General features: G+C 37.7%; 19 protein-coding genes and 3 tRNA genes. 1 reads left to right on the plus strand and 21 read right to left on the minus strand.

Translation table 11 applies throughout. The annotated features are described in order from the left end of the window. Positions 1-6: 6 nt before the first annotated feature. Both FNN09_RS17740 and nuoE read right to left on the minus strand, forming a co-directional pair. Entirely contained in the window at positions 7-1185 is a 1179-nt protein-coding gene (locus FNN09_RS17740) for an NADH-ubiquinone oxidoreductase-F iron-sulfur binding region domain-containing protein (protein WP_143303825.1), read from the minus strand. A 250-nt stretch (positions 1186-1435) separates the two neighbouring features. Continuing rightward, positions 1436-1915 carry an NADH-quinone oxidoreductase subunit NuoE gene (nuoE, locus tag FNN09_RS17745; protein ID WP_143303826.1) on the minus strand — a complete coding sequence of 160 codons (480 nt, stop codon included), beginning with the start codon at positions 1913-1915 and terminating at the stop codon, positions 1436-1438. A gap of 262 nt (positions 1916-2177) precedes the next feature. Between nuoE and FNN09_RS17750 the strand changes: the two genes are divergently transcribed. Further along, a complete protein-coding gene (locus FNN09_RS17750; RefSeq protein ID WP_255434164.1) occupies positions 2178-2855 on the plus strand; it encodes a helix-turn-helix domain-containing protein in 678 nt (225 codons plus the stop codon). Here FNN09_RS17750 and FNN09_RS17755 read toward each other — a convergent pair. From FNN09_RS17755 to FNN09_RS17845, 19 genes are all read right to left on the minus strand, one after another. After that, positions 2827-4641 carry a serine hydrolase gene (locus tag FNN09_RS17755; RefSeq protein ID WP_143303827.1) on the minus strand — a complete coding sequence of 605 codons (1815 nt, stop codon included), beginning with the start codon at positions 4639-4641 and terminating at the stop codon, positions 2827-2829. The two genes, FNN09_RS17750 and FNN09_RS17755, sit on opposite strands and share 29 nt — an antisense overlap. Next, positions 4638-5816 carry an exo-beta-N-acetylmuramidase NamZ domain-containing protein gene (locus FNN09_RS17760; protein WP_143303828.1) on the minus strand — a complete coding sequence of 393 codons (1179 nt, stop codon included), beginning with the start codon at positions 5814-5816 and terminating at the stop codon, positions 4638-4640. Before FNN09_RS17760 ends, FNN09_RS17755 begins: the two co-directional genes overlap by 4 nt. Positions 5817-5891: 75 nt before the next feature. After that, on the minus strand, positions 5892-6212 hold the full coding sequence (locus tag FNN09_RS17765; RefSeq protein WP_143303829.1) for a DUF3467 domain-containing protein: 321 nt from the start codon (positions 6210-6212) through the stop codon (positions 5892-5894). A gap of 73 nt (positions 6213-6285) precedes the next feature. Beyond that, on the minus strand, positions 6286-10560 hold the full coding sequence (rpoC, locus tag FNN09_RS17770) for a DNA-directed RNA polymerase subunit beta' (protein WP_143303830.1): 4275 nt from the start codon (positions 10558-10560) through the stop codon (positions 6286-6288). A gap of 79 nt (positions 10561-10639) precedes the next feature. Next, positions 10640-14449, minus strand: coding sequence for a DNA-directed RNA polymerase subunit beta (gene rpoB, locus FNN09_RS17775; RefSeq protein ID WP_143303831.1), 3810 nt, complete (start codon positions 14447-14449; stop codon positions 10640-10642). 101 nt (positions 14450-14550) lie between these two features. Further along, on the minus strand, positions 14551-14925 hold the full coding sequence (gene rplL, locus FNN09_RS17780) for a 50S ribosomal protein L7/L12 (protein ID WP_143303832.1): 375 nt from the start codon (positions 14923-14925) through the stop codon (positions 14551-14553). 35 nt (positions 14926-14960) lie between these two features. Then, on the minus strand, positions 14961-15479 hold the full coding sequence (gene rplJ, locus FNN09_RS17785; protein WP_143303833.1) for a 50S ribosomal protein L10: 519 nt from the start codon (positions 15477-15479) through the stop codon (positions 14961-14963). 27 nt (positions 15480-15506) lie between these two features. Continuing rightward, positions 15507-16202 carry a 50S ribosomal protein L1 gene (gene rplA, locus FNN09_RS17790; RefSeq protein WP_143303834.1) on the minus strand — a complete coding sequence of 232 codons (696 nt, stop codon included), beginning with the start codon at positions 16200-16202 and terminating at the stop codon, positions 15507-15509. Between the two features lie 19 nt (positions 16203-16221). Then, on the minus strand, positions 16222-16665 hold the full coding sequence (rplK, locus tag FNN09_RS17795) for a 50S ribosomal protein L11 (RefSeq protein ID WP_143303835.1): 444 nt from the start codon (positions 16663-16665) through the stop codon (positions 16222-16224). Positions 16666-16772: 107 nt separating this feature from the next. After that, positions 16773-17318, minus strand: coding sequence for a transcription termination/antitermination protein NusG (gene nusG, locus FNN09_RS17800; RefSeq protein WP_143303836.1), 546 nt, complete (start codon positions 17316-17318; stop codon positions 16773-16775). A gap of 19 nt (positions 17319-17337) precedes the next feature. Further along, positions 17338-17532 (minus strand): preprotein translocase subunit SecE, encoded by a 195-nt coding sequence (gene secE, locus FNN09_RS17805; RefSeq protein ID WP_143303837.1) that lies wholly within the window; start codon positions 17530-17532, stop codon positions 17338-17340. A 60-nt stretch (positions 17533-17592) separates the two neighbouring features. Next, positions 17593-17665, minus strand: a tRNA-Trp gene (locus tag FNN09_RS17810). Positions 17666-17713: 48 nt separating this feature from the next. Next, a complete protein-coding gene (gene tuf / locus FNN09_RS17815) occupies positions 17714-18901 on the minus strand; it encodes an elongation factor Tu (RefSeq protein ID WP_143303838.1) in 1188 nt (395 codons plus the stop codon). Positions 18902-18983: 82 nt separating this feature from the next. After that, a tRNA-Gly gene (locus tag FNN09_RS17820) sits at positions 18984-19056 on the minus strand. Between the two features lie 77 nt (positions 19057-19133). Further along, a tRNA-Tyr gene (locus tag FNN09_RS17825) sits at positions 19134-19216 on the minus strand. A gap of 185 nt (positions 19217-19401) precedes the next feature. Then, positions 19402-19701, minus strand: coding sequence for a ribosome hibernation-promoting factor, HPF/YfiA family (gene hpf / locus FNN09_RS17830; RefSeq protein ID WP_143303839.1), 300 nt, complete (start codon positions 19699-19701; stop codon positions 19402-19404). Further along, positions 19698-20603 (minus strand): tyrosine-type recombinase/integrase, encoded by a 906-nt coding sequence (locus tag FNN09_RS17835; RefSeq protein ID WP_143303840.1) that lies wholly within the window; start codon positions 20601-20603, stop codon positions 19698-19700. The genes hpf and FNN09_RS17835 overlap by 4 nt, the downstream gene beginning before the upstream one ends. Before the next feature lie 74 nt (positions 20604-20677). Beyond that, a complete protein-coding gene (gene rpsU / locus FNN09_RS17840; protein WP_143303841.1) occupies positions 20678-20869 on the minus strand; it encodes a 30S ribosomal protein S21 in 192 nt (63 codons plus the stop codon). A 160-nt stretch (positions 20870-21029) separates the two neighbouring features. Further along, complete coding sequence (locus tag FNN09_RS17845) at positions 21030-21941, minus strand: helix-hairpin-helix domain-containing protein (RefSeq protein WP_143303842.1); 912 nt, start codon at positions 21939-21941, stop codon at positions 21030-21032. Between the last annotated feature and the right edge of the window lie 9 nt (positions 21942-21950).

Genomic DNA, 21950 nt, shown 5'->3' on the forward strand with positions numbered 1-21950 from the left:
TTGAAATTAATAAATCATTTCTTCTTTGAAATTTTCAACAATAGAAGAAAAAGAGTTAGCAACAGATTGGCCCAAACCACACTTAGACGTTACGCGCATAGCTTCGGCCAGCACCAATAATTTATCAAGATAGGATGATGGCTGCTCGCCTTTTTTAACTGCCTGAATACCTAATAATAGCTGCTGGGTACCTACTCGACAAGGTGTGCATTGACCACACGATTCTTCTACGAAAAAATCGAGATAATTATGCAATACATTGTACATTGAGCGAGATGAGTTAAAGATCATCATGGAACCGCCAGTTGGAAGCGAAGTTCCACGAAGTTTACCCTGATATCCAATAACTGTTTTTACAAATTTCTTACGAGGAACGCAAAAGCCAGAAGCTCCACCCACCTGCACGGCTTTGGAATCTCCATCTCCAAAATCATCAACAAATTTTTGCAAGGACATTCCAAACTCAAGCTCATAAATTCCAGGATTAGGTGTATCTCCAGATACCGAAAATACTTTTGAGCCACGTGAATCCTGAATTCCTAAATCCTTGAATTTATCGGCTCCATATTTAAGTATAGAATAAGTATGTGCTAATGTTTCAACATTGTTTATAACGGTTGGCTCACCCATGTAACCAAAATCCGTTGGAAATGGAGGTTTATTACGAGGTTCTCCCCTTTTTCCTTCCATACTTTCGAACAAAGCACTTTCCTCTCCACAGATGTAAGCACCACTTCCCATAAAAATATCAACTTTAAAATTGATATTTAAAACCTCTAATAATTTGTGAAATTCATCAATAACAGATAATAGCTGTGGCTTTAAAAATTTATATTCGCTACGCAGATATATAAACCCTTTTGTAGAACCAATAATATTAGCACATACTGCCATGCCTGTTAATACCTTATGTGGCACACTGGATAAAATCTCACGATCTTTAAAAGTACCAGGCTCCCCTTCATCAGCATTGCAAATAACATACTTCTGCTCAGCTTGTGCTTCGGCGGCTAATTTCCATTTTAATCCAGTTGGAAAGCCTGCGCCGCCTCTTCCTTTCAAACCTGAACTTATCAAATCGTTTATCACTTCATCGTGACTTCGATCTAAGGTCTTCCTTAATATAGCTTCGGTATCGTGTTCATTTTTAAAAATGAGATCAAGACGTTGTAAATTCTTTTTCATCAGTATATTTTTATCGTTCTTTTGACAGATAGAGCTTTCTACAAGCATTTTTGGATTCGCATTTTACCAAACACTATAGCGATAAGCAGTTAACAAATATGCTCCATCAGTCAATAATTATACTTTAATTTTCTTTGATTCCTTGAGAATAATTGGAAACACTATCATGCAAGACACATGAGGCTAAGTGTTTCTATATGGAAATCAAGAATTTGTCTAATTGCAAATTGAAACCATTCTGCAAAAGCAATTAGTTAGCACTAATCTCTTGTTGTTTGTATTTCATTATTATCGAACGCACTTTTTCGGGGGTCAGTTCTGTATAGGGTTCATCGTTTATGAGCATGGCTGGTCCTTTATGGCATTGACCTAAACAGTTTGTTTCTAAAAGGGTAAACTTGCCATCGTGTGTTGTTTCTCCAAGTTTTACTTTTAAAACTGTTTCAAGCTCCTGAATGACCTGATTTTTGCCATGCATCATACAAGTTATCGTCTTGCAAACGCGGATAACGTATTTTCCAAGTGGTTTTGTGTGTAGAAACGAATAGAAAGTCGCTGTTCCATACACTTGAGCTGCAGATATATCAAGCTCGCGTGCAACTTCCACCATTGCATCTTCAGAAATGTGCTGTTGTTGATGAACAATTCCTTGAAGAATAGGTAAAAGGCTCTCCATTGTCCGACCATGTTGATCGGCCAATCCTTTTACCAATAGTTTTACTTCTGTCATAATTGTTGATTTAAGGGATTATAAAACTTGGTATAAAGAATTATTTCTTTAAAAGTTAAGTTTTTTTAACATTTTAATCCAACTTCCAATTATCATTTAAAGAAAAAAGCCGCTATTAATATCCATTCTTAATAACTCATAATCAATTCTTTATCCATTATTTAAGTATCGAATTACTAAAATGTAAAGAATTTAGATAAACGCGTAAGATGCTTGCCAGAAACAAAGCATTTTTACGATCTTTGCCCCAAAATATACCACAGTGGATCAAAAAGAATTAGAGCAAATGATAAAGGAGGGTGAACACCAGACCCAAGATTTTAAATTTGCAATTACAGATACAAAAAAGATAGCTCGATCAATAGCTGCTTTTGCCAATACAGATGGCGGTAGATTATTAATTGGCGTTAAAGATAATGGCAGAATAGCTGGCGTTGAATCGGATGAAGAATACTACATGATTGAATCGGCGGCCAAACGTCATTGTAAACCATCGGTAGCATTTGAAACTCGCAAATGGGAAATTGAAGGAAAAACCGTACTGGAGGTAATCATCGAAAAAAGTAAGAAAAGACCACATTCAGCTCCTGATAAGGATGGAAAATCTACTTTTTATGTCCGTGTTAAAGATCAAAACTTAGTGGCTAATCGAATATTAACAGAGGTTTGGAAGCGTGAAAAGCAACCTGGAGGAGCTTTGTTGAAGATAAAATATGCCGAAAGTAAATTATTGACTTACCTGGGCATACATGGTTACATCACATTTTCAAAATTATGCGGCATGGCGAACATCAGTCCACGCAAGGCCGAAAAGATCCTGATCAATCTCATCCATATGAAAGTAATTGAAATGGATATTACCGAAGGTCAGATCTTTTACAAGATGAATAGTAAACCTGAATATCCAGAGCCTAATCAGGACTTACCGGAAGATTGGTAGGTATCGGAGTATTTAAAGCATCATAAAAAATCTGCTGGATGCGTGGTCGTACATTCATCCGGTAGATTAAAGGGTTATCGCGCGTTGGATATACCCTGTTCGACAAAAAGATAAAAACCATTTCATATTTCGGATCTATCCAAACAAAAGTACCGGTATAACCACTATGCCCATAGCTTTCTTTGCTGACTCCTGGTGCCGGATAACTCTCTTTTATCGACAAAGTATCATTCCCAAACAGTGGCTTATCAAAACCGGCTCCGCGGCGATTATCATTTTCAGCAAACTGAACTTTAGTAAACTCATTTACGGTTTGTTGGGTAAGGTAGCGCACACCATTGTACCAACCTTTTTGCAAATACATTTGTAGTAATTTTGCCAAATCATCTGCACTTCCGAATAAACCTGCATTACCAGATATGCCACCCATTACAGCAGCAGCTTCATCGTGAACAAGCCCTTTAATTTGTTTCTTACGAAAGTTTGCATCGTTTTCAGTTGGTACAATTCTACTTTGCTTAATTTTGCCAATTGGATTATAAACCAAAGATGAAGCGCCTAAAGGTTTATAAAACTGATCGTATAGCAATTGTTCATAATCCTTTTGATATAAATCGCTCAACAACTGAGGATACAACATAAAGGATAGTCCACTATACTTATATTCTGCCGTTGGCAAAAGTTCTGATTTTCGAATTGCTTTATACACAGTTTTCTTAAACTTTGTAGAAAGGTATAAGTGCTCATCAATCTTAAGCTGATATTGCTCGGATGCATTAACGCTAAAAAACTTTTCATTGTATTGTTGCCCCTTCATAAGCCATGGATAGTAGTTAATATATGGGCTTAGTTGTGCCTGATGTGCAAGCACCTGCCTAACTGTCATAGCATCCTTATTGGAGCGGCGAAATAGTTTCGATCTCCAATCATTCCAATATTGACTAAACGGTCGATCTAAATCCATCAAACCACTGTCATATGCTTTCATTAATAACGGTAAGGGGCCAGAAATTTTAGTAACTGAAGCTAAGTCATAAACATCGTGCAGTTGCACTTTTGTTCGCTTATCATAGGTATGATAGCCATAGCATTGGTTAAAGATCACAGTCCCTTTTACGGCTACTAAAATGCGACAACCTGGAAATGCTTGCGCTGTAATGGCTTCCTCAACAACATGACTTACACTTTCCTTAAGCTGATTGTTATTCAAACCAATCGATTCAGGCGGAAGGTACCTTAGGCGAAAACAATCATGTGAAGAAGATTGGTCATCATCTTGCGATATGGCCCCAAATAGTAATTGTATAGCTAAATCGTGCGATGTATAATTATTGACAGAACAACTTAATAAGTTAGCTGCCCATAAGAGTGCTTTTTCTTCCGTTTCATTGATTTCACTAAAAACAATCAAAGAGATGATATTAAGCGCCTGCTTTTTTTCTAAACTTTGCACTGCGAATAAGCTATCGGTAATAACGATAAGATGTTCAATCGAATCATTGGTCACATCTTTAAGCCAGTGATCACTACCGATACTATAAATTGGTACGTGATTATATCTATAAATTAAATTAGACCATTCATCTTCAGATCCAGAAACCAAAAAACCGATTTTATTTTCTTCCAGGTCTTTAATAGGTAAACTATTCTGCTTAAAATGTATTTTGAATTGCTTCTGAACCTCAGTGAATTCATCTAAGGTTGATAACAATGTAGTTTCTTGTGCAAAACCATGAAGACTTAAGCAAAGGCACAAACACACAAATATGAAACGGCTTATTTTCATGGATACAGGCTATATTTATCTCTTAATAAAGAGTATTGTAGTAAATCCTCTTGCCAACTTTTCCTAATTGCTTCTTCACTCCATCCGTTTTCTATTTTCGACACTAGTGTATCATTACCAGCAAGCAAGTTAAACCACTTCCTTTTACTAATAAACTTCTCTTTATTGTGGAATCGATTATAGGATTGAATAAGATATTCTAAAGTGAAAGTGTGGGCCAAATTCTCAGATCGCAAATCAATTCCATAGCATAGCTGATCCTGTTGAGGAGGGTGCTTTGACATTCCATCAATGCTTATAGGTGTAAATTGAAATGATCCCAAAGTGCTATCGGGATAGCCAATTACTTGAAAAGGCATATGGGTACCTCGACCAATACTAACATCAGTTGCCTCAAAAAAACAGAGCGAGGGGTATAATCGAATGGATAAATCATTTGGCAAGTTAGGCGATGGCTTAATGGGTAAGGAATAATTAGATTGATGCTTATAATTATCCATTTTAATGACTTGCAAAGAACACTGCAATGAGTCTTTTAACCAATATTCTCCGTTAATCATTAAAGCTAATTCTCCAACAGTAAGGCCATGAACTACTGGAATTGGATGCAGTCCCACGAACGATTGAAATTTTAAATCCAAAACGGGACCATCGAAATAATCTCCATTGGGATTTGGACGATCAAGAATAAGCATCGATATTCCTTTTTCGGCACATGCTTCCATCATGTAATGCATGCTAGAAATATAGGTGTAAAAACGAACCCCAACATCTTGTATGTCGAACACAATTACATCAAGTTCATTCAACTGTTCTTGTGTTGGCTTCTTGTTTTTTCCGTACAATGAAATAATAGGTAAACTAGTCTGCTCATCAATCTTATTATCTATGTACTCGCCAGCATCTGCAGTTCCTCTAAAACCATGTTCAGGTGCGAAAATTTTTGAAATATTCACTCCATTAAGTAACAAGGTATCGATCAAGTGAGTGCCTCCAACGTACGAAGTATGATTGACTAAAACACCTACCCTTTTGTTTTTTAATAAAGGCAAATAAGCATCCATCTTCTGACAACCGAGCTTAATTGCACTATTTGCATCTTGCTTTTGAGCCTGGCAAGCTATTAAAACCAGTGAAAAAGATAAAATTATTAAACTAACGATTGATAAACGCATGGAAACGAATTTTACTTAAAAATAAAAAAAACGGAACAATAATGCCCCGTTTTAAAAATCGATATTCATATTTTATTAAGCTTGTCCTGTGGGACCAAAACTCATCGGCATAACAGGCCCCTGTCCATTGTTATCAGTATTTTTGATTGGCCCATGCAATGATTCATATCTTGCAATATTATCCTTTAGTGCATTCATCAGGCGTTTGGCATGTTCAGGTGTTAAAATAACACGTGATTTAACTTGTGCTTTTGGCACACCTGGCATAATACGTACGAAATCAACCACAAACTCAGCTGGAGAATGCGTAATAATCGCCAAGTTTGAATAAGTTCCTTGCGAAACTTCTTCATTCAACTCTATATTTATTTGATTCTGATTTTTCTTATCTTCCATGATATTAGATTTTTTAAAAAAGGGGAAGACACAGTTGTGCTTCCCCTCTTCCTAATTTTCTATAAGAATGTATTTACTCAACACTCTCGCTAGCTGCTTGCTTACTAACTAAACCATCGTATTCTTCTTTAGAACCTACAACAACTTTGTTGAAAGTACGAATACCAGTACCAGCAGGTATTAAGTGACCACAAATTACGTTTTCTTTCAATCCGTCTAACTTATCAACTTTTCCTTGGATAGCTGCTTCATTAAGCACCTTAGTTGTTTCCTGGAAAGAAGCTGCAGACATGAAACTCTTAGTTTGAAGAGCTGCACGTGTAATACCTTGTAGTACCTGACCCGAAGTGGCTGGAATAGCTTCACGAGCTGTTACTAACTGTAAATCACGACGCTTTAATTGAGAGTTCTCATCACGAAGACGACGAGCTGTAACAATCATACCAGCTTTTAAAGTCTGAGAATCCCCAGGCTCCTCAACCACTTTCTTGCCCCAGATTTCGTCATTTTCAGTCATGAACTCAATCTTGTCAACAATTTGTTTTTCTAGGAACTTCGTATCACCTGGATCAGCAATATCAACCTTACGCATCATCTGACGAACGATAATTTCGAAATGCTTATCGTTAATCTTCACACCTTGTAAGCGATATACATCTTGTACTTCGTTCACAATGTATTCCTGAACAGCAGTAGGTCCTTTAATGCTCAAGATATCATTTGGCGTAGTTGCTCCGTCTGATAGAGGAGTTCCTGCACGTACATAATCGTTTTCTTGAACCAAAATCTGCTTCGATAAAGAAACTAAGTATTTCTTAACATCACCAGCTTTTGTTGTAACAATAATTTCTCGGTTACCACGCTTAATTTTACCAAACGTTACCTCACCATCAACTTCAGATACAACTGCAGGATTACTTGGGTTACGTGCTTCGAATAATTCCGTTACACGAGGAAGACCACCGGTAATATCACCCGCTTTACCAACTGCTCTAGGGATTTTAGCAAGAATTTGACCTTGATCAACTGCATCACCCTCTTCAACTGACATGTGGGCACCTACTGGTAAGTTGTAATTTTTCAACACTTCACCATCGGCACTTACAACACGTAAACCAGCATTCTTAGTTTTATCTCGTGTTTCAGTAATTACTTTTTCACGGAAACCTGTTTGCTCATCAGACTCTTCTTTATAAGTAATACCGTCGATCATATTTTCGAAAGCGACCTTACCTTTTTTCTCAGAAATAATCAAAGCATTGTATGGATCCCACTCACAAATCACATCATCCTTTTTAATTTCAGCACCATTCTTAATAAATAGTTTAGCACCGTAAGGAATTGGATAAGTAGTTAAAGCAATATTTGTATTCTTATCGATAATACGAAGTTCTGCCAAACGACCAATTACCACATCCACATCTTCACCTTCTTCAGTTTTAGATGGAACAGTACGTAATTCTTCAATTTCAGCAATACCGTCGTATTTTGCATGAATCTTATTTTCAGATGTAATGTTACCAGCAGTACCCCCGACGTGGAATGTACGTAATGTTAACTGTGTACCTGGTTCACCAATAGACTGTGCAGCAATTACACCTACCGACTCACCTAGTTGAACCATTTTACCTGTTGCCAGGTTACGGCCATAACACTTGGCACAAACACCTTTTTTCGATTCACATGTTAATACAGAGCGTATTTCAACTCGCTCGATTGGCGATTCATCAACAATTTTGGCTTCGTTTTCACCAAACTCTTGTCCAGACTTGATGATAAGCTCACCTGTACTTGGGTGCGTAATGTCATGAACAGACACACGACCTAAAATACGCTCGTATAAAGAAGCAACAATCTCTTCATTATTCTTAATATCAGTTGCAGTTAAGCCTCGTAGGGTACCACAATCTTCTTCAAGAATAACAACATCCTGCGATACATCAACCAAACGACGTGTTAAGTATCCTGCATCGGCAGTTTTAAGAGCTGTATCGGCCAAACCTTTACGAGCACCGTGAGTTGAAATAAAGTACTCAAGTACTGATAATCCTTCTTTAAAGTTCGAAAGAATCGGGTTTTCAATAATCTGACCACCTTCTGCACCAGATTTCTGTGGCTTAGCCATCAGACCCCTCATACCAGATAACTGACGAATCTGCTCTTTAGATCCCCTCGCACCTGAATCAAGCATCATATAAACAGAGTTAAACCCTTGTCTATCGGTGCTAATCTGATTCATTAATGTTTGAGTAAGACGAGCATTTACATGCGTCCAAATATCAATAATCTGATTATAACGTTCGTTATTAGTAATGAATCCCATGTTATAGTTATTCAATACCTCTGCAACTTCGTCATAACCCTCTTTTACAAGAATCTCTTTCTCCGCTGGGATGATTACATCACCTAAGTTAAAAGACAGACCACCTTCGAATGCCATACGGTATCCAAGGTTTTTAATATCATCTAGGAAATTAGCTGTACGTGGCGTACCACATACCTTGTGCACATTACCAATAATGTCACGAAGTGCTTTTTTCGTTAGAACCTCATTGATGTAACCAGCTTCATTTGGTACAAACTCATTAAATAGAATTCGACCAACAGTGGTTTCAATAATTTTTTCAACTATTTCACCAGCGTCATCTGTATCTAAAGTTTGTACTTTAACAATGGCATGTAAGTCTACACGCTTTTCGTTAAAGGCAATTTTAGTTTCTGCTGGGGAGTAGAATAATAAGCCTTCACCTTTTGCTCCTTCACGTGCTTTGGTCATATAGTAAAGACCAAGAACCATATCCTGTGATGGAACTGTAATAGGCGCACCATTAGCAGGGTTCAAAATGTTTTGAGAAGCTAACATTAGCATTTGGGCTTCCAAAATTGCAGCATTACCTAATGGTAAGTGAACCGCCATCTGGTCACCATCAAAATCCGCGTTAAATGCGGCACATGCTAGTGGGTGCAATTGAATCGCTTTACCTTCAATCAATTTAGGCTGGAAAGACTGTATACCTAAACGGTGAAGAGTAGGAGCACGGTTTAATAGAACCGGGTGTCCTTTCAATACATTTTCCAAAATATCCCAAACAACAGGATCTTTGCGATCAACAATCTTTTTGGCTGACTTAACCGTTTTTACAACACCACGCTCAATAAGCTTACGGATAACAAACGGTTTATATAATTCGGCTGCCATATCCTTAGGGATACCGCACTCATGCATATTTAACTCAGGACCTACAACAATAACTGAACGTGCAGAATAATCAACACGCTTTCCAAGTAAGTTCTGACGGAAACGTCCTTGCTTACCTTTTAAGCTATCACTTAAAGACTTTAATGGACGGTTAGAGTCAGTTTTAACAGCATTTGATTTACGTGAATTATCAAATAATGAATCAACTGATTCCTGAAGCATACGCTTCTCGTTACGCAAAATAACTTCTGGTGCTTTAATCTCAATTAAACGCTTCAATCTGTTATTACGGATAATAACACGACGGTATAAATCATTTAAATCAGATGTTGCAAAACGACCACCATCTAAAGGTACTAATGGACGTAATTCTGGTGGAATTACAGGAACCACTTTTACAATCATCCACTCAGGACGATTGATTCCTTGAGAATCACGGAATGATTCAACTACGTTCAAACGCTTTAAAGCTTCGTTTTTACGTTGCTGCGATGTTTCAGTGTTTGCTTTGTGACGCAGGTCATATGATAATGTATCTAAGTCAATACGACCTAACAACATATGAAGTGCGTCGGCACCCATTTTTGCAATAAACTTATTTGGATCATCGTCATCCAAATGCTGGTTTTCTCTTGGAAGTGTTTCAAGAATATCTAAATATTCTTCTTCTGTTAGGAAATCCATTTTATTAATACCATCTTCGGCTTTAATACCAGCATTAATTACAACATAACGTTCGTAATAAATGATTGTATCCAACTTTTTAGTTGGTAAACCTAATAGGTATCCAATTTTATTTGGTAATGATTTGAAGTACCAGATGTGTGCAACAGGCACAACTAGAGAAATATGCCCCATACGCTCACGACGCACTTTCTTTTCTGTAACTTCAACACCACATCGGTCACAAACGATACCACGGTAACGGATACGCTTGTATTTACCACAGTGACACTCATAATCCTTTACAGGACCGAATATTCTTTCACAGAATAAACCATCACGCTCAGGTTTGTATGTACGGTAATTTATTGTTTCTGGCTTCAAAACCTCACCACTTGACATCTCCAAAATTTCCTCTGGCGATGCTAGTCCAATCGTGATTTTATTGAAGCTAGTTTTTTGTTTCTGATCTCTTCTAAATGCCATATAGCGTAGAGTATTATTTTATTTATATAATATGGTTATCAAGAGAGAAGTATAAATACCTCTCTCTTCGATCAGACTATTATTCTAGGTTCACACTTAGTCCAAGACCTCTCATCTCATGAAGCAATACGTTCAATGACTCTGGAATACCTGGTGTAGGCAGACCATCACCTTTAACGATTGATTCATATGCTTTCGCTCGACCAATTACATCATCCGACTTAACGGTCAGAATCTCTTGCAGGATATTGGCAGCACCAAACGCTTCCAGTGCCCAAACTTCCATCTCACCAAAACGCTGACCACCAAACTGTGCTTTACCACCTAATGGCTGCTGAGTAATTAATGAGTATGGTCCGATAGAACGAGCGTGCATCTTATCTTCAACCATGTGACCAAGCTTCAGCATGTAGATTACTCCGACTGTAGCTGGCTGGTGGAAACGTTCTCCTGTTCCTCCATCATATAGATAAGTACGACCGTATCTTGGAATTTCTGCTTTATCAGTCCAGCCATTCATGTCGTCCATTTTAGCTCCATCGAAAATAGGTGTAGCAAATTTAACACCCAATTTAAGACCAGCCCAACCTAACACAGTTTCGTAAATCTGTCCAAGGTTCATCCTCGACGGTACACCAAGCGGGTTTAAGACGATATCAACTGGTGTTCCATCCTCAAGGAATGGCATATCTTCAGCACGTACAATACGTGAAACGATACCTTTGTTACCATGTCGACCAGCCATCTTATCACCTACAGTAATCTTACGCTTTTTAGCGATATATACTTTGGCTAACTGTACAATACCAGCAGGAAGCTCATCACCAATAGTAACATTATACTTTTGACGCTTTTCTTTTGCTTCCAACTCTTTATGCTTCATCCTGTAGTTATGGATAACCTTAGCGATAAGTTCATTCTTGTCCTTATCAGTTGTCCATTTATTAGGATTAACATTTATATAATCAATATCGTTTAAGATTTTCTGTGTAAACTTCGTTCCTTTTGAAACAATATCTACATCGAAATAATCTTTAACGCCTTGAGATGTTTTACCGTTTACCTGAGAGAATAACTTGTCTACCAAACGACTCTTTAATTCATCAGTTGCTCTGATAAAATCTTCATCAATTTTAGTAATCTGGCTCTTCTCTGAAGTTCTTGACTTACGATCTTTTACAATTCGTGAGAATAACTTCTTGTCAATTACTACACCCTTTAATGATGGCGAAGCTTTTAATGATGCATCTTTAACATCACCAGCTTTTTCACCAAAAATAGCACGTAATAACTTCTCTTCAGGTGTTGGGTCACTTTCACCCTTAGGTGTAATCTTACCAATTAGAATATCACCAGGTGTTACATGAGCACCAATTCGGATTAGACCATTCTCGTCTAAGTCCTTAGTTGCTTCTTCACTTACGTTAGGTATATCAGATGTTAACTCCTCTAAACCACGTTTTGTATCACGTACTTCAAGTGAATATTCATCGATATGTACAGAAGTAAAGACATCGTTACGAACTACTTTTTCAGAGATTACAATCGCATCCTCAAAGTTGTAACCTTTCCAAGGCATAAACGCCACCTTAAGGTTACGTCCTAAACCTAATTCACCTTTCTGAGTAGAATATCCATCAGTCAAGATCATACCTTTTTCAACACGTTGCCCTTTTTCAACAAGAGGCTTCACATCGATACAAGTATTCTGGTTAGTCTTTTGATACTTAATGATTGGGTAACGTCGTGTTTCACCTTCGAAGCTTACATAACGCTCATCATCTGAATAATCGTAACGGATAACAATTTCATCAGCATCAACATACTCTACAACACCATCGCCTTCAGCAACAATATGAGTACGAGAATCCTGAATTAACTTACCCTCTAATCCTGTACCAACAATCGGCGATTCAGGCACCAATAAAGGCACTGCCTGACGCATCATGTTAGATCCCATCAATGCACGGTTGGCATCATCATGCTCCAAGAAAGGAATTAGCGATGCGGCAACAGAAGCAATCTGGTTAGGTGCAACATCCATCATGTGAACCTCATTTGGCTCAACAACAGGGAAGTCACCCTCTTCACGTGCTTTTACACGATCATTTTTGAAGAATCCATCTTCTTTCAAAGGCGCATTTGCCTGTGCAATAATTTTAGATTCCTCTTCTTCAGCGGTTAAATATGAAACTCCTTCGTTAGAAAGGTCCACTTGTCCCTCAGTAACCTGACGGTATGGTGTTTCAATAAAACCTAGGTCATTAATCTTTGCATAAACACATAAAGAAGATATCAAACCAATGTTTGGACCCTCAGGTGTTTCAATCGGACAAAGACGACCGTAGTGAGTATAGTGAACATCTCGCACCTCGAAACCAGCTCTTTCTCGCGAAAGACCACCTGGTCCTAATGCTGACATGCGTCTCTTGTGAGTGATCTCGGCCAATGGATTCGTTTGATCCATAAACTGAGATAGAGCATTCGTTCCAAAGAAACTATTAATTACAGAAGACAAAGTCTTACTGTTAATCAAGTCTATTGGCGTAAACACCTCGTTATCTCGAACATTCATGCGCTCGCGAATAGTACGCGCCATACGCGCTAAACCAACACCAAATTGATTGGCCATTTGTTCTCCAACTGTTCTAACACGTCGGTTACTTAAGTGGTCAATATCATCAACATCGGTTTTTGAGTTTATCAACTGAATTAAGTGCTTGATAATAGCAATAATATCAGCTCGTGATAATACTTTACTCTCCCAATCAGCATTCTGTTGTAGCTTTTTGTTTAGTCTGTAACGACCAACCTCGCCAAGATCATAACGCTTATCTGAGAAAAATAATTTATCAATTACATCACGTGCCGTAGCCTCATCAGGTGGCTCAGCATTTCTTAATTGACGATAGATGTGAACTACAGCTTCTTTTTCAGAGTTACATGGGTCTTTCTGAAGTGTATTGTAAATAATAGCAAAGTCAGAAAGGTTTTGATTCTCTTTGTGTAGAAGAATTGTTTTACTACCAGAGTCAATAATTTCGTCTACATGCTCTTCAGTGATGATTGTTTCACGGTCAATAATAACCTCATTTCGCTCAATCGATACTACTTCACCAGTATCTTCATCAACAAAATCCTCAATCCAGCTCTTAAGAACACGAGCTGCTAGCTTACGGCCAACAACTTTTTTAAGACTCGCTTTATTAACTTTAATTTCGTCAGCCAAGTCGAAGATCGCCAAGATATCTTTATCTCCTTCGTAACCAATGGCTCTTAACAATGTTGTAACAGGTAACTTTTTCTTCCTGTCGATGTAGGCGTACATCACACTGTTGATATCGGTAGCAAACTCAATCCATGACCCTTTGAAAGGTATTATACGTGCAGAGTATAATTTTGTACCATTTGCGTGAACGCTTTGCCCAAAGAACACACCAGGCGAACGGTGTAACTGGCTAACAACAACACGCTCAGCTCCATTAATAATGAAACTACCCTTATCGGTCATATAAGGGATTGTACCTAAGTAAACGTCTTGTACCACAGTATCAAAATCCTCATGCTCAGGATCGGTACAATACAACTTTAACTTAGCTTTTAGAGGTACACTATATGTTAAACCTCTTTCTATGCACTCAGGAATGGTGTAACGGGCTGGATCAATCGAGAAATCAAGAAACTCAAGAACAAAATTGTTTCTTGTGTCGGTAATTGGAAAGTTCTCGTTGAAAACCTGATACAACCCCTCCAATGTTCTTTCTTCAGGGGTGGTTCCCATCTGAAAAAATTCGCGGAAAGATTTCAATTGCACCTCCAGTAAATCAGGGTAATTTAACCTGTTCTGGATCGAAGCAAAACTAATCCTCTCTGTAGTATTTGGAGTCATCTATCAACTTATTTATTGAACCTAAAATATAAAAGCACAAAAAGGTTTAGGAGTCAGCTTGCGCTGATTCCTAAACCGGATATCCTTATATTGGACGTAAATTACTTAAGTTCAACTTCTGCTCCTGCCTCTTCTAATTGAGATTTTAATGCTTCAGCTTCTTCTTTAGTAACTTTCTCCTTCAATGCAGTTGGAGCTTTGTCAACTAATTCTTTAGCTTCTTTAAGACCAACGCCAGTCATTTCTTTTACTAACTTAACGATAGCTAATTTAGAACCACCTGGAGAGTTTAAGATTACATCAAACTCAGTCTGTTCAGCAGCAGCAGCTTCGCCACCAGCAGCAGGACCTGCAACAGCTACAGCTGCAGCAGCAGGTTCGATACCATACTCTTCTTTTAAAATTTCAGCAAGTTCGTTAACATCTTTAACAGTTAAATTTACTAACTCTTCTGCAAGCTTTTTGATATCAGCCATTTTTCTATTTATTAAATATTGTTTTTTTACTAAAATTATTCTTTTTCTGCTATGGTTTGTAATAAACCGTGTATTGTTGAACCTCCTGATTGAAGCGCAGAAACAACATTTTTCATTGGCGACTGTAATAATCCAATAACATCACCAAGCAATTCGTCCTTAGACTTAATACTACATAGTGCTTCTAATTGATCTGCACCTACGTATACTGATTCTTCTACGTATGCACTTTTTAGAGTTGGTTTGTCGCTAGACTTTGTGAACTCTTTGATCAATTTAGCAGGAACATTACCCGTGTTTGAAAACATCACAGCAGTAGTTCCAACTAATGTAGGATAAATATCTTCGAAATTACCTTCTAACTGTTCCAAGGCTTTACGTAAGATGGTATTTTTTACCATTACCATCTTTACTTCTTCCTTAAAACAAGTACGACGCAAGTTACTACTCGTCTCTGCATTTAAACCACCTGCTTCAGTTACATAAAAGTGACTGTATTCATTAAGGTTTGAAAGCAGCTCATTGACAATTATACTTTTATCTTCTTTTCTCATGATTCCTTTGTCTTTAAAAATTAAACATTAAGCATCAACCGACTTAGGTTCGATGCGAATACCAGGACTCATAGTACTTGAAAGACTAATACTTTTGACGTAAGTTCCTTTAGCAGCAGAAGGCTTAAGCTTCATAATTGTGCTCATAAATTCCTTTACGTTGTCAATTATCTTTTCTTCGGTAAATGAAACTTTACCAATTGAAGTATGAACAATACCGTAACGATCAACTTTAAAGTCGATTTTACCAGCTTTAACTTCGTTTACAGCTTTTGCTATATCCATAGTTACAGTACCACTCTTTGGATTTGGCATAAGACCGCGTGGTCCTAAGATACGTCCAAGAGCACCTACTTTAGCCATTACGCTAGGCATTGTTATGATCACATCAACATCAGTCCAACCGCCTTTGATTTTCTCGATGTATTCATCTAATCCAACAAAATCGGCACCAGCTGCCTTTGCTTCCTCTTCTTTGTCAGGCGTACACATTACAAGAACGCGTGTTACCTTTCCAGTTCCGTGAGGCAAAGTGACAACTCCTCTAACCATCTGGTTCGCTTTACGAGGATCAACTCCTAAGCGAACATCCATGTCAATAGAGGCATCAAATTTGGTAGTGGTTATTTCCTTTACCAATTTTGCAGCTTCCTCAACATTGTAATGTTTTGAGGCATCGATTTTTTCTAACGCTAACTTTTTATTTTTTGTTAGTTTTGTCATTTTCGCAAAAAGGTCTTAATTAGTTACTACCGGGGAATTCACCTGAAACGGTTACTCCCATACTTCTCGCGGTACCGGCAATCATCCTCATTGCAGATTCTACAGTAAAACAATTCAAGTCAGCCATCTTATCTTCGGCAATTGTTCTCACCTGATCCCAAGTGACAGAACCAACTTTCTTACGGTTAGGCTCCGGAGAACCACCTTTAAGCTTAGCTGCTTCCAATACTTGAACAGATGCCGGAGGTGTTTTAATAACAAAGTCAAAAGACTTGTCTTTATACACCGAGATGACCACAGGTAAAACTTTACCAGCTTTTTCCTGTGTTCTGGCATTGAATTGCTTACAGAATTCCATAATATTCACTCCCTTAGCACCTAACGCAGGTCCTACAGGAGGTGAAGGATTTGCCGCACCACCCTTAATCTGAAGTTTGATAAAGGTTTCTACTTCTTTAGCCATTGTAGCAATTCGTATTTATTAATAAATATAGTTTATCGGTTTAAAAAAGATTTTGTACTTGTAGATGCAAACATAAAGTTTACACGGAAGCCATTACTACTAAGCTACTATTCTTTTTCTACCTGCATAAAACTCAACTCCAATGGTGTTTTTCTTCCGAAAATTTTCACCATTACTTTCAATTTTTTCTTTTCCTCGTTGACCTCTTCAATTAAACCATTGAAGCCATTAAATGGACCATCAATAACTTTAACTGTTTCACCAACAAAGTAAGGCACATTGATTTCCTCATCTGTTTCATTCAGCTCATCAACCTTACCTAAAATACGGTTAACTTCTGATTGTCTTAATGGAACAGGTGTGTCATTATTATCATTTAAGAAGCCGATCACATTCGGAATATTCCTAAGAATGTGAGGTATCTCTCCTACCATTGCAGCTTCTACCAATACATAACCAGGTAAATAAGGACGCTCTTTGCTTACTTTTTTACCATTACGTATTTGATAAACTTTTTCGGTTGGTATCAATACCTGACTAACGTAATCGGTTAGCTTTAAGCCAGCGATTTCGCTTTCGACATATTCTTTAACTTTCTTTTCCTTCCCTCCAATTGCTCGAAGGACGTACCATTTTTTATTGACTTCTGCCATTATCTGAGAGTCCTAATAATTAGTAAAGGCGTTTGTAAACCCAATCTAAAAGATTATCAAATGAGTAGTCCATTGCGAAAATTACTCCTGCAATAATTACAGACGCAACCATTACTACAATTGCACTATTGGTTAACTCAGACCAGCTTGGCCATGATGTTTTATGAACCAATTCATTCTGTACATCTTTGAAATATGTCGTTATCTTACTCATAGTACTTATCATTAATTAGCCGCTTTAAAATTCATGAAAATTTCAAAGCGGTTATTCGTGCACGGGAGGAGCGACTCGAACGCCCGACACCTGGTTTTGGAGACCAGTGCTCTACCAACTGAGCTACACCCGTAAAATAACCGGAAGCAAAACTTCCGGTTATATATATTCTAATCAGTGATTAGTCAAGAATTTCAGTAACCTGACCAGCACCTACAGTTCTACCACCTTCACGGATAGCGAAACGTAGACCTTGGTTCAATGCAACTGGGTAGATCAAATCTACAGTAATAGTTACGTTATCACCAGGCATTACCATTTCAGTTCCTTCAGGAAGAGTAATCTCACCAGTTACGTCTAATGTACGTAAATAGAACTGAGGACGGTATTTGTTGTGGAAAGGAGTGTGACGACCACCTTCTTCTTTCTTCAATACATAAATCTCACCTTTAAACTTAGAGTGAGGAGTGATTGAACCAGGCTTAGCAAGTACCATACCACGCTTGATTTCAGCTTTGTCGATACCACGTAATAAAAGACCTACGTTATCACCAGCTTCACCACGGTCAAGAATCTTACGGAACATCTCAACACCAGTACATACAGTTTTCTTACCTTCAGCACCTAAACCAATGATCTGCATTTCTTCACCAGAGTTGATAACACCAGTTTCGATACGACCAGTAGCAACAGTACCACGACCTGTAATAGAGAATACATCCTCAACAGGCATTAAGAAATCTTTTTCAACATCACGTGGAGGAAGTGGAATCCACTCATCAACGGCTGCCATTAATTCCATAATTTTGTCTACCCACTGAGGATCGTTATTTAATCCACCTAGAGCAGAACCCATGATAACAGGAGAGTTATCACCATCAAACTCGTAGAAGCTTAATAGGTCACGAACTTCCATTTCAACAAGCTCTAAAAGCTCTTCATCATCAACCATGTCAACTTTGTTCAAGAAAACAACGATTTTAGGTACATTTACCTGACGACAAAGTAGGATGTGCTCGCGTGTTTGAGGCATAGGACCATCAGTAGCAGCACATACAAGGATAGCACCGTCCATCTGGGCAGCACCAGTTACCATGTTCTTCACGTAATCCGCGTGACCAGGACAGTCAACGTGCGCATAGTGACGATTTTCTGTTTCATACTCAACGTGAGCAGTATTAATTGTAATACCCCTTTCTTTCTCTTCAGGAGCATTGTCGATCTGATCAAAGTCTTTAACGTCACAGAATCCTTTAGATGCCAACACAGTCGTAATTGCTGCAGTTAACGTAGTTTTACCGTGGTCAACGTGACCGATGGTACCGATATTAACGTGAGGCTTCGTCCTTTGAAATGTTTCTTTAGCCATAACTCGAAATATTAGACAATTAGATATAAATTGAATCTTTAATTAATATTCTTAAGGAATCTCTTTCGCAACTCTTAAAGAGAGCGGGAGACGGGGCTCAAACCCGCGACCCTCAGCTTGGAAGGCTGATGCTCTATCAACTGAGCTACTCCCGCGATTTTTTCACAGGACGTTAAAGATAAAAAAAATCTATCTTAATGTCAGTAAAAAACAGATTAAGATCCTAAAAAAGTGGGGAGAGCAGGATTCGAACCTACGAAGACATAAGTCAGCGGAGTTACAGTCCGCCCCAGTTGGCCACTTTGGTATCTCCCCAAAAAAATTACACTATTTAAAAGATCGTTGTCAGAAAACACTGACTTTATTTCATTTCAATAGGCCGACAACCATAGTCAATCAGCCTATTTATAGTGCTTTAGCGTTGTTTTTCAACCCTAAATTCGGTGTGCAAATGTATAATTAATTTACAAGACCACAAAAAAAAATTACTCTTTTTTAATTTATTTGGCACGCACCTTTTCTTTCCATTTAATCAGCTGCTTACGCAAGGCATCAACAGCTAAATCTACACCTTCTTCAAATGTTTTATTTTGCTTTTTGGCAAACAACTCATTACCAGGAAGACTTAAACTAATTTCCACAACCTTATTTTCGGTCGAATCCGACTTATCTAATTTTAATATTACTTCAGCAGACACAATACCGTCAAAGAACTGCTCTAATTTACCAACCTTTTGCTGTATAAACTCCTCTAATTGTACCGATGCATCAAAGCGTACTGATTGAATTGTAATATTCATATATAATCCTCCATCTTTTCGGCTCTTGGATGAGCCTGTTTATAAATAGAATTTAGCTGTTTAAACGAATTATGAGTATAAACTTCGGTTGCAGCTAAACTTGAATGTCCTAATAATTCTTTGATGGCATTTAAATCAGCTCCTTTATTGAGCAATGCCGTTGCAAAAGTATGCCGTATGACGTGAGGACTTTTTTTCACAACAGTAGACACCTGATTTAAATAACCATTAACCACGCGATAAACCAACTTACTATACACTGGCAATCCCTTTTCTGTCAAAAACAAATTAGTTTTTACCCTTTCTGAAAATAATCTATCACGCTCTTTCATATAACGAACAAGCGACACTTTTAGTTCTTTCATAAATGGTATTATCCGCTCCTTATTTCTTTTCCCGCGAACCTTGAATAACTCGTTAGAAAAATCAATTTGATCATCGGTCAATCCCACTAATTCCGACAAGCGCATTCCGGTATTGTAAAAAACCTCCAAAATAAGCCGATCCCTCATTCCTTTAAAATCTTCACTAAAAACAACATGATCAAGAAGAACATCCATCTCTTGCTCTTTTACAAATACAGGCAAACGCTTAGCCAACTTTGGCGTAATTACCAATTCAGCCACATTAGTGTCAAGCACCTCTTGCATCATTAAAAATCGAAAGAAAACTTTGAGTGTGGAGATTTTTCGGGTAACAGAACGTGAAGAAACACCATTGTTAACCATTTTTACCATCCAAGATCGGATGGTTTTAGAAGTTACATCAGTCCAAAGACTAATGCTTTCATCATTTAGAAACTCACAAAATTGACGCATGTCATTTTTGTAAGCAATAATTGTATGAGACGAATTTCTTCGCTCAAACTCTAAATATTTATAGAAAGAATCTAAGTATTGCATTAACAGAGGGTGTCTTTTTATGCTTTAAACGAATATACAAAAAAAGCAGTAAACAGACGCCCTCTGCAATTATTTTATTCAGCGTCGCGCTGTAGTTGCTCGATGTATATAGCTTTCTTTACTTCCTCTCTTCTTACGATAGAAGGCTTAGTAAATGCCTGACGAGATCTTAATTCTCTCATAGCACCAGTCTTCTCGAATTTTCTCTTAAACTTCTTTAAGGCTCTCTCAATATTTTCGCCTTCTTTAATAGGAATAACTATCATAACACTTACTTTTTATTTTAACCGCAAAATTAGTCATTAAACTACAAAAAATCAATTCAAACAATTCAATTAAACGAACCTGTCGATTTTTTTGCAGGTGCAAAGAAAATGAAGATTAATGATTACAACAAATTTTTGACCATTCTTTTTTATTAAATATTCACTCCGCAGACTCACCTACAACAAAATAGCAAGCCAACTTCATGGAATCAACCCGCAGAAAGGCCTCTTGCCCGATGAACTGCCCAATAGAATATAACTCATTTCTCTTTCGGGATTCATAAATTTCTTTGGCCATGTAAAAATTTAAATATGGATGATTCTTTAACTGCCGAACACTAGCCTTTGAAATATCAATTGGCTTAATCAGAGTTATATCAACAGTTAGGTAATGTTTGTTCTTTTCTATTACCTCATCACTCACCCCATATACTTCGGATAATTGTTCAATAGAATAATAGCCCCCTATCTTTTTACGATAAGCGATAATTCGTCGAGATAAAACAGGGCCAATTCCATACAACAAAGCAAACATGGCAGTGTCAGCCGAATTGATTTCTATTTGCATATCATCCGAGATATCCTCTTCACTCAATAGTAATGGTTTACTTCGGAAATGTGCAGCAAGATTATACTTATCCTTTTTCGTCTCGATTTTGATTCGACTTCGCCCCTCTTGGCCATGTTTAATAACGATGAACTTTTCCAACTTGCGATACAACAAAGAGTCAACTCCATAAATACCTCTTAATTGAGAAGCTTGCTTAATACGACCACCCGCTTCACGGTATTTTAACAAATTAATAATGGAGGTGCTTGAAAAACCCAACATCTGTAAACGTGAAACTTTTTCAATATTAGGATCAAAGAAGAAGACAGTATCCTTCTTTTTCGAAACATCATCCGCTGGATAGCTTACACTTTTAGCCCACAGCACAAGTTCTTCATCAACAACACTATTATAGTCGGATTGATAAACGAACAAGTACAACAATAGCAATAACAGGAGAAGAAGCAATCCAAATATTCCTAACTGCTCTCGCCTGGATAATGTTAATAGGTCTTGCCACATTACCTAAAT

The organism is Carboxylicivirga sp. M1479, from assembly GCF_007097485.1.
In the GTDB taxonomy this organism is placed as follows: domain Bacteria; phylum Bacteroidota; class Bacteroidia; order Bacteroidales; family Marinilabiliaceae; genus Carboxylicivirga.

Coding starts and splice junctions, on each gene's coding strand:
- FNN09_RS17740 (WP_143303825.1), bottom strand. CDS start 1,185: ATGAAAAAGAATTTACAACGTCTTGATCTCATTTTTAAAAATGAACAC.
- nuoE (WP_143303826.1), bottom strand. CDS start 1,915: ATGACAGAAGTAAAACTATTGGTAAAAGGATTGGCCGATCAACATGGT.
- FNN09_RS17755 (WP_143303827.1), bottom strand. CDS start 4,641: ATGAAAATAAGCCGTTTCATATTTGTGTGTTTGTGCCTTTGCTTAAGT.
- FNN09_RS17760 (WP_143303828.1), bottom strand. CDS start 5,816: ATGCGTTTATCAATCGTTAGTTTAATAATTTTATCTTTTTCACTGGTT.
- FNN09_RS17765 (WP_143303829.1), bottom strand. CDS start 6,212: ATGGAAGATAAGAAAAATCAGAATCAAATAAATATAGAGTTGAATGAA.
- rpoC (WP_143303830.1), bottom strand. CDS start 10,560: ATGGCATTTAGAAGAGATCAGAAACAAAAAACTAGCTTCAATAAAATC.
- rpoB (WP_143303831.1), bottom strand. CDS start 14,449: ATGACTCCAAATACTACAGAGAGGATTAGTTTTGCTTCGATCCAGAAC.
- rplL (WP_143303832.1), bottom strand. CDS start 14,925: ATGGCTGATATCAAAAAGCTTGCAGAAGAGTTAGTAAATTTAACTGTT.
- rplJ (WP_143303833.1), bottom strand. CDS start 15,479: ATGAGAAAAGAAGATAAAAGTATAATTGTCAATGAGCTGCTTTCAAAC.
- rplA (WP_143303834.1), bottom strand. CDS start 16,202: ATGACAAAACTAACAAAAAATAAAAAGTTAGCGTTAGAAAAAATCGAT.
- rplK (WP_143303835.1), bottom strand. CDS start 16,665: ATGGCTAAAGAAGTAGAAACCTTTATCAAACTTCAGATTAAGGGTGGT.
- nusG (WP_143303836.1), bottom strand. CDS start 17,318: ATGGCAGAAGTCAATAAAAAATGGTACGTCCTTCGAGCAATTGGAGGG.
- secE (WP_143303837.1), bottom strand. CDS start 17,532: ATGAGTAAGATAACGACATATTTCAAAGATGTACAGAATGAATTGGTT.
- tuf (WP_143303838.1), bottom strand. CDS start 18,901: ATGGCTAAAGAAACATTTCAAAGGACGAAGCCTCACGTTAATATCGGT.
- hpf (WP_143303839.1), bottom strand. CDS start 19,701: ATGAATATTACAATTCAATCAGTACGCTTTGATGCATCGGTACAATTA.
- FNN09_RS17835 (WP_143303840.1), bottom strand. CDS start 20,603: ATGCAATACTTAGATTCTTTCTATAAATATTTAGAGTTTGAGCGAAGA.
- rpsU (WP_143303841.1), bottom strand. CDS start 20,869: ATGATAGTTATTCCTATTAAAGAAGGCGAAAATATTGAGAGAGCCTTA.
- FNN09_RS17845 (WP_143303842.1), bottom strand. CDS start 21,941: ATGTGGCAAGACCTATTAACATTATCCAGGCGAGAGCAGTTAGGAATA.